General features: G+C 65.3%; 3 protein-coding genes. 1 reads left to right on the top strand and 2 read right to left on the bottom strand.

Annotated features, from left to right (window positions below):
• The first annotated feature begins 458 nt into the window (after positions 1 to 458).
• Positions 459 to 2,855: a glycosyltransferase family 2 protein gene (locus tag E3O28_RS09195; RefSeq protein ID WP_134415669.1), complete on the top strand. Its 2,397-nt coding sequence runs from the start codon at positions 459 to 461 to the stop codon at positions 2,853 to 2,855.
• A gap of 72 nt (positions 2,856 to 2,927) precedes the next feature.
• On the opposite strand, the gene E3O28_RS09190 is transcribed toward E3O28_RS09195, so the two are convergent.
• Both E3O28_RS09190 and E3O28_RS09185 read right to left on the bottom strand, forming a co-directional pair.
• A complete protein-coding gene (locus E3O28_RS09190; protein ID WP_134415668.1) occupies positions 2,928 to 5,822 on the bottom strand; it encodes a bifunctional diguanylate cyclase/phosphodiesterase in 2,895 nt (964 codons plus the stop codon).
• 84 nt (positions 5,823 to 5,906) lie between these two features.
• On the bottom strand, positions 5,907 to 6,563 hold the full coding sequence (locus E3O28_RS09185) for a hypothetical protein (RefSeq protein ID WP_134415667.1): 657 nt from the start codon (positions 6,561 to 6,563) through the stop codon (positions 5,907 to 5,909).
• Between the last annotated feature and the right edge of the window lie 146 nt (positions 6,564 to 6,709).

Raw genomic sequence — 6,709 nt, 5'->3', positions numbered from 1 at the left:
GTACTCCTCTGCCATCCCCACCATCTGCTGCTGCACAACCAGCACTGGACGATCAGCCGCACCGGAACGCAGTACTGGCTTAGGCCACCGATCGAGGTAAACCCCAAGCAGACGCTGGTGGCGTTGCCGAGTAAGAGGTCGGGGCTGTAGTCCAGTCACACTTCTCGACGACGGACAATGCGTCAACATCGGCCTCGCGCAGCACCTCATTCACCGAGAAGCAACGCGCGGGAATCGTGGCCCGCTACGTCGGATGCCGCTGGCCCGGCTACGAACGCCCGCCCGCCCGGACCGAAGCCCACCACCTCGACCAATGGCTCGCAGACGCCGGCGGCCCTGCCCGGCAAGAACGCCCTCCTGCAATCACCAAAACCCCCGGGAAACCGAAAATTCTGATGCTCACCGAATCTGAACCAGCACTGCTAGGTTTTCCCTAGGAACGACCAGGGGGCTGCAAGATGATTGAAAATTGGTACTGGATGCTTGTCTATCCGGCCTTGATACTGGTCGTGATGGAAACGCTTTGGATCGGTTCACGCCGGCGCCCCGGCTTCGGGCACAAGACTGCCATCGTGATCACCATTGTCGTGCGAATCATCTACCTCACGTGGCGCGTGTTGTTCACCATCCCGTCCGACGCCTGGTGGAACACTGCGACCGGCATTCTGCTGTTGACGGTCGAAGTACTCGGATTCGCACAATCGCTGGCGGTGTATGTCACCCTCTGGACCCCATACGCCGGGCGCACTGTGCCGTTGCCGCCAGCAGACGAGCTCCCGCGGGTCGACGTGTTCATTGCCACCTACAACGAGCCCGTGTCAATGCTCCGGATGACCATCGCCGGCGCCGTGGGCATGCGCTATCCAACCGACGGCGTTCGCGTTTTCGTCTGCGATGACGGCGCGCGTGAGGAAGTGCGCCAACTTGCCGAAGAGTACGGGGCCATCCATCTCATCCGGCCTGACCACGCTCACGCCAAAGCCGGCAACCTCAACAATGCGCTTGGGCGGAGCGACGGGGACCTGATCGTGACCCTGGACGCGGACATGGTTCCCCGGCCGGACTTCCTGGAGCGCACCGTCGGTCGTTTTCAGGACCCCGAGCTGGGCTTCGTCCAGGCGCCCCAGGCGTTCTACAATGAGGACCCGTTCCAGTACAACCTGTTCTCCGGTAAGGCTTTGCCGAACGAGCAGGACTTCTTCATGCGTACCCTGCAGGCCGGCAAATCACGCTTCAATGCGGTGATGTACGTGGGGAGCAACACGATGTTCCGCCGCTCGGCTTTGGAAAGCGTGGGCGGATTTGCAGTGGGTGTGATCACGGAGGATCTCGCCACGGGCCTCCTGATCCAGGGGGCCAAGTACCGGACCGAATTCGTGCCGGACATCATTGCGGCCGGGCTGGCCCCGGAGAACCTGGCCGACATGCTCAAGCAGCGTGACCGCTGGTGCCGCGGCAACATCCAGACGGCCCGCAAGTGGAACCCACTGACCCTGCCCGGACTCACACTCATGCAGAGGTGGCTCTATTCCGATGCGGTCGTCTACTGGTACTTCGGGGTTTTCAAGCTGATCTACATCATTACCCCGCTGCTCTTCCTCCTCTTCGGGGTGGTCGCCCTGGACACGAGCGTGGAGGCCCTGCTTATCTTCTGGCTGCCCACCTATCTCTGCGTGATGCTGTGTTTCGCCATCATCGTCGGACGTCGCCGGAGCCATTCCTGGAGCAACATCTACGAATTGGCGTTGACCCCCGCCATCGCGCTCTCCGCGGCAGCTGAGACGCTGGGCCTGCGAGTCAAAGCCTTCAACGTCACCCCCAAGGGCGTTGGCCTGAAAGAACAGGTCTTCCACTGGCGAATCGCGCTCCCCCACCTGGTGCTTCTGACCCTGGCGGCCGTCGGCCTGGTGCGAGGAATCTTCCTCAGCCCGGAACTCGCCAACACGAGCGCGCTGTACATCAACGTCTTCTGGTGCCTGTACTTCGTGGTCGGCCTGGTGCTGGCCGTCACTCTGTGCGTTGAGCGTCCACGCCTCCGGTCAGCCGAGCGCACGCCGATGAGTACACCGGTGACCGCAGCCTTCCAGAATTTTGGCGCTCACCCGGGTGAACTCGTCGACCTGAGCCTGATGGGGGCACGCATATCCATTCCCTGGTCGGAGCGGCTCGACCCGAAGGGCTTCGCCTCCAAGGCATCGTCGGTCACCGCTCTTCAGATCCCTGAGGTCGGCGAACTGCCCGGAATAGGCAGCTGGATCGTGAACTCCTCGGACGGTGTGACGATCGGCTTCCGTTTCGATCCGCTCACCCCAGAGCAGACCGTGGACCTGGTACAGGTGATCACCGAATCACCGAGCTGGGTCCGGGGAGACGAGGAGGAGAAGGCCTACCTCGCCACTGCCGGCTGGCGTGCAGTACGTGGGGCCACAACGCCCACGCTTCCCTGGCGGCGCGCCCAGGTTCGGATGGCTACCAGCTCGTCGGCTGTTTTGCATCTCGTCACCCTCTTCGAGCGCGGCCCAGCTCTCGAACTCGCCCGGGAACGTGAGGCCGCGTTCGCCGTCGACCGCGTGCCCACCGCCGCGGCGGGAGGGCTGGCACTCGACGTCGTCGATCATCCGGAAGCGGAATCCCTGGATCGGGATCCCGGGGCGCTCACGGCAGCGGTCGAGGACATCGGCTTCGGCGGGTGCCGCCTATCGCTCCGCCACCGTCTGGAACCGGGAGCGCTCGTCATCGTCGAGATCCCCGGAAGCCTGGCACAACCGGAGGTGGCCGAGGTGCGGTGGGTGAAACGACGCTGGGTGGGCTACGAGGCCGGCCTTCAATTCGACCGGGCGAACCCGACGGGATAAGGCCGAGCAGTGGCACTCTCATAGGGCGGCTGCGACATCACCCTCCGCCCCGGGCACCGCAGAGCGCCAGGGCTAGTGGGCGAACTGCACTTCGGGATGCACGGACGGCGTGGGCTTGGAGAAAAGATAGCCCTGGCCGAAGCGGCAGCCCATGGATCTCAGCAGGTCCCGCTGGCTCGTCGTCTCGATGCCCTCGGCGACGACATCCAGGTTCAGGGAATCGGCCAGACGCAGGATTCCCTCCACGATCGCGCGATCGTGATCGGAGCTCTCGACGTCGCGAATGAACGTCAGGTCGATCTTGAGCAGGTCAACCGTGAACGCGCGCAAGTGGGTGAAAGATGAATACCCCGTGCCGAAGTCGTCGATGGCCAGCCGCACGCCGAGGCTCCGCAGTTCTTGGAAGGTCCGGGCCGCGGAATCGATGGCGTCGAGCACCGCGCTCTCGGTCAGCTCCAGCCAGAGCTGTTCCGGCGGCAGACCCGACTCGGCGAGGGCCCGCTTGACGACGTCACCGAAGTCATCCTGCACGAATTGCCGCGCGGACACGTTGACGCTGACCGCCACTCCCTGAGCCAGCCCCGTGGCCGCCCGGCACGCCTGGCCGAGCACCGTCGATCCGATTCCCTTGATCAGACCCACTTCCTCGGCGAGAGCAATGAAGTCACCCGGCATCACGAGCCCGCGCTCGGGCCGCCGCCAGCGTGCCAAAGCCTCGGTCGCCACCACCTTGTGGTCCTGCAGATCCACGATCGGCTGATACCAGGATTCGATCTGGCCCAGTTCCACCGCGTCGCGCAGGGCCAACTCGCTGTCGAGCCGCTGATGGATACGGTACCGCAGGTCGTCGTCGAAGACCTCGTAGCGGGCGCGCCCGCGGTCCTTCGCCAGGTACATGGCCTGATCCGCATTGCGCAGGAGCAGTTCGGCATCGTCGTGCCCGAGGCCGAAAGCAATCCCGATGCTGGCGTCGACGGATGCCAACTGGTCGCCGATCGTGATCGGCCGCGCGATGGCCGCCTGGATCGAATCGGCGATCCGGTGCACATCCTCGCTGCCACCGACATCCGGGCAGATCACGACGAACTCGTCGCCTCCGATCCGGGACACCGTGTCGCCGGCCCGGATGCTCTGCCGGAGGCGGATGGCAACCTCGTTCAGCACTGTGTCACCGGCGTGGTGCCCAAGGCTGTCATTGACGAACTTGAACCGGTCGAGGTCGATGAATAGCACCGCAACGCCGCGACCCTGGCGCGACGCCTGCAGAAGCGCCTGCTTCAACCGGTCGAGCAGGAGCAGACGGTTGGGCAGGTTCGTCAGCGGGTCGTGGAATGCCAGGTGCTCAACCCGCGCCTCGGCCAGGCGTCGGGCGGTGATGTCCTCCAGCTGGTACAGCAGTCCCCCGGCCTGGTCGCCCTCGAAGATCTCGGCGATGCTGACCTTGACCCAGGTTTCCTGATTGCCTTCGTGGCGCATCCGCCGGTCGATGCGTTGTCGGGTCGACGGACCTTCCAGGCCAGCGCTCTCCATCTCCTCATCGTCAGCGTCCTCAGCCGGCATGAAGATCGTCTCGATATGGACGCTGACAAGCGGGTTCTGGTGACCCGCCAGTTCCAGGAGCCGCCTGTTGGCGGCCACTACCTGTCCGTCGAGCGTCACGATGGCCGTTCCCAACGGCGAGGAAGCGAAGGCAGCCTCGAACCGGGCCGCGGCGGCCGTGGCCGCGTTCTCGGCCTCACGCTGCGCGGTGACATCGGTGACGCTGGCCAGGTGCCCGATGATGCCCTTCTCATCACGCATCGGAGCGGTGTTCACCTGCACCCAGTTGATGTGGCCCTCAGGGGTGCGAAACCGCAGGGTGGTTTCGTAGGGCTCGCCGGCTGCGGCGCTCGCTTCCCAACCGAGGAGCACCCGTTCCGCGTCATCCGGATGGAGCGCGGTGGCCCAGCCGTCGCGGCGCGACTGACTCTTCGTGAGGCCGCTGAGTGCCAGCCACTGGTCGTTGGCGGACACGAGCCCGCCCGCGGCATCCATCTGCACGATTCCAACGGGTGCGATCTTGATGAGGGTGTGCAGCGTGTCGGCCGTCTCCGCGAGCTGGCGGGTTCGGTTCTCGACCGTCGCCTCCAACGTGTGGTTGGCCTCAGCGAGAGCCTGCATCGCGCCATCACGCTGACGATCGAGGTCACGCAGCCGGCGGGCAGCGACCCACGCCAGCACGCAGCTGAGCACTGTCATGCCGAGGATCAGGATGGCGACGCCGAAGGCCGTGTCGTACCAGCCCTGGCGCTGTCCCCACAGCCGCAGCCAACCGAGGATGAACGGTCCCAGAACTAGGAATGGAATGACCTGGCGGAGGAGCCGACCCGCACTGCCACCGTCTCGGAAGAGGCCGATCAGACCGGCATCGGGGCGCTGAATCAACAGGGCCGTGGCGAGGATTCCGACGCCCAGGGCCGTCTGCCAGGCCATACTCGTGTAGCCGCCCAGCGAATACAGCGAGGAGACGCCATAGGCATAACCCAGGATCGCGACCAGGCTGACGCCCAGGGCCGCGAATGCGAAGCCGAGCATCACGGCGGATCGAGCGGCCCGGCTGGCGATGACGGACGCACCGAGCAGGACCAGCGCCACCGACGTGGACGGCGCCATCCGCTCCGACCGCCCGCCGAAGTCGATTCCCGGCAGGAGCACATCGATGCCGAGTGATCGGCCGACGACGAACTCCGCGATCGTGAGGGCGCCGATCATCAGTGCCAGCAGACCCAGGATCACGGTCAGCCTGCGACGATCGACGGCCAGCACGGCAACCGCCACCAGCACGAGCCCCAGGGCTGCCATCGGCTTCATCGCCAGCAGGTCGCGGAGCACGGGCGGCAGGGCGTCGACTCCGACGTACCAACTGACCAGCACCAGGAGACCCATGGCACCGACTAGCGCTCCACCGAGCTGCCCGACCAACCGCATACTGTTCCTCTGCTCCCGAAAAGCAGGTCTGCCGGTCGTTGCTTCTACCCTACTTTGTGCGCGGATTGCGGATCTCCCGGGCGACTACTCGTCGGCCCACACGTTGGCGATGATGTCGTGCGTGTAGCCGTCCGGTCCGGTATTGACATATCTGGTGGCCAGCCAGATGTCGTCGCGAAGAAAGTGCGACTCACCGACGAGTTCACCATCCTTGGTTGTCTCGATGAGGCAACGCATTCCGCCGAGTTCCTCGTAGCAGTTCATACCTGCGGCGGTCAGCCGGCTTTGAATCTTGGTCGACTGTTCCGGGGTCACCCACACCAACTCCGTGGTCAGTCCCAGGCCGGACCCGCCGTTGGCGTTCGCCCACACGCAGGTGAGGCGCTCCCCGGTAGCGTCGATCAGGGCGATCAACTCCGGGTCCCCGGACCCGCGGTTGACGTCCGAGTTCTCCTCAGCGACCCAGGCCGGGTTGAGCACCAGGTCATCGAAAGCGGCCACGATCGCCGGGCTGTAGAGCTCATCACAGGTCGACGGATGCGGCCCATCCGTCGTGGCCGTCGGAGCAGGCACACTCGCGAGGGCCAGGGGCGCAGGGGACGAGTGCGGCTGCGGCCGCCCGACCGCCTCTCGCTCCGGCGCGCCCGCGCCGCCCCGCCAGACAATGAGCAGGACAATGAGGGCGATGACCAGCATGGAGCCGACGGCGCCGAGGAGTACCCACATCCGTCGACGCGTCATTGCCGAAGCGGACACCGGACCTGCACCCATGCGATACCCCCAGAAAGATTCTGGACCAGCCTATCGCGGGTCTCGACAGGCTCGGGTTTCGACAGGCTCGACCAGCGGAGGCGAACGGGCTTAACCGAGGACGGCCCCCTGCCGAG

This window comes from Cryobacterium sp. TMT2-14 (assembly GCF_004402465.1).
In the GTDB taxonomy this organism is placed as follows: domain Bacteria; phylum Actinomycetota; class Actinomycetes; order Actinomycetales; family Microbacteriaceae; genus Cryobacterium; species Cryobacterium sandaracinum.
Note: the sequence above shows the minus strand (reverse complement) of the source record. Positions and strands in the feature narration are given on the sequence as shown.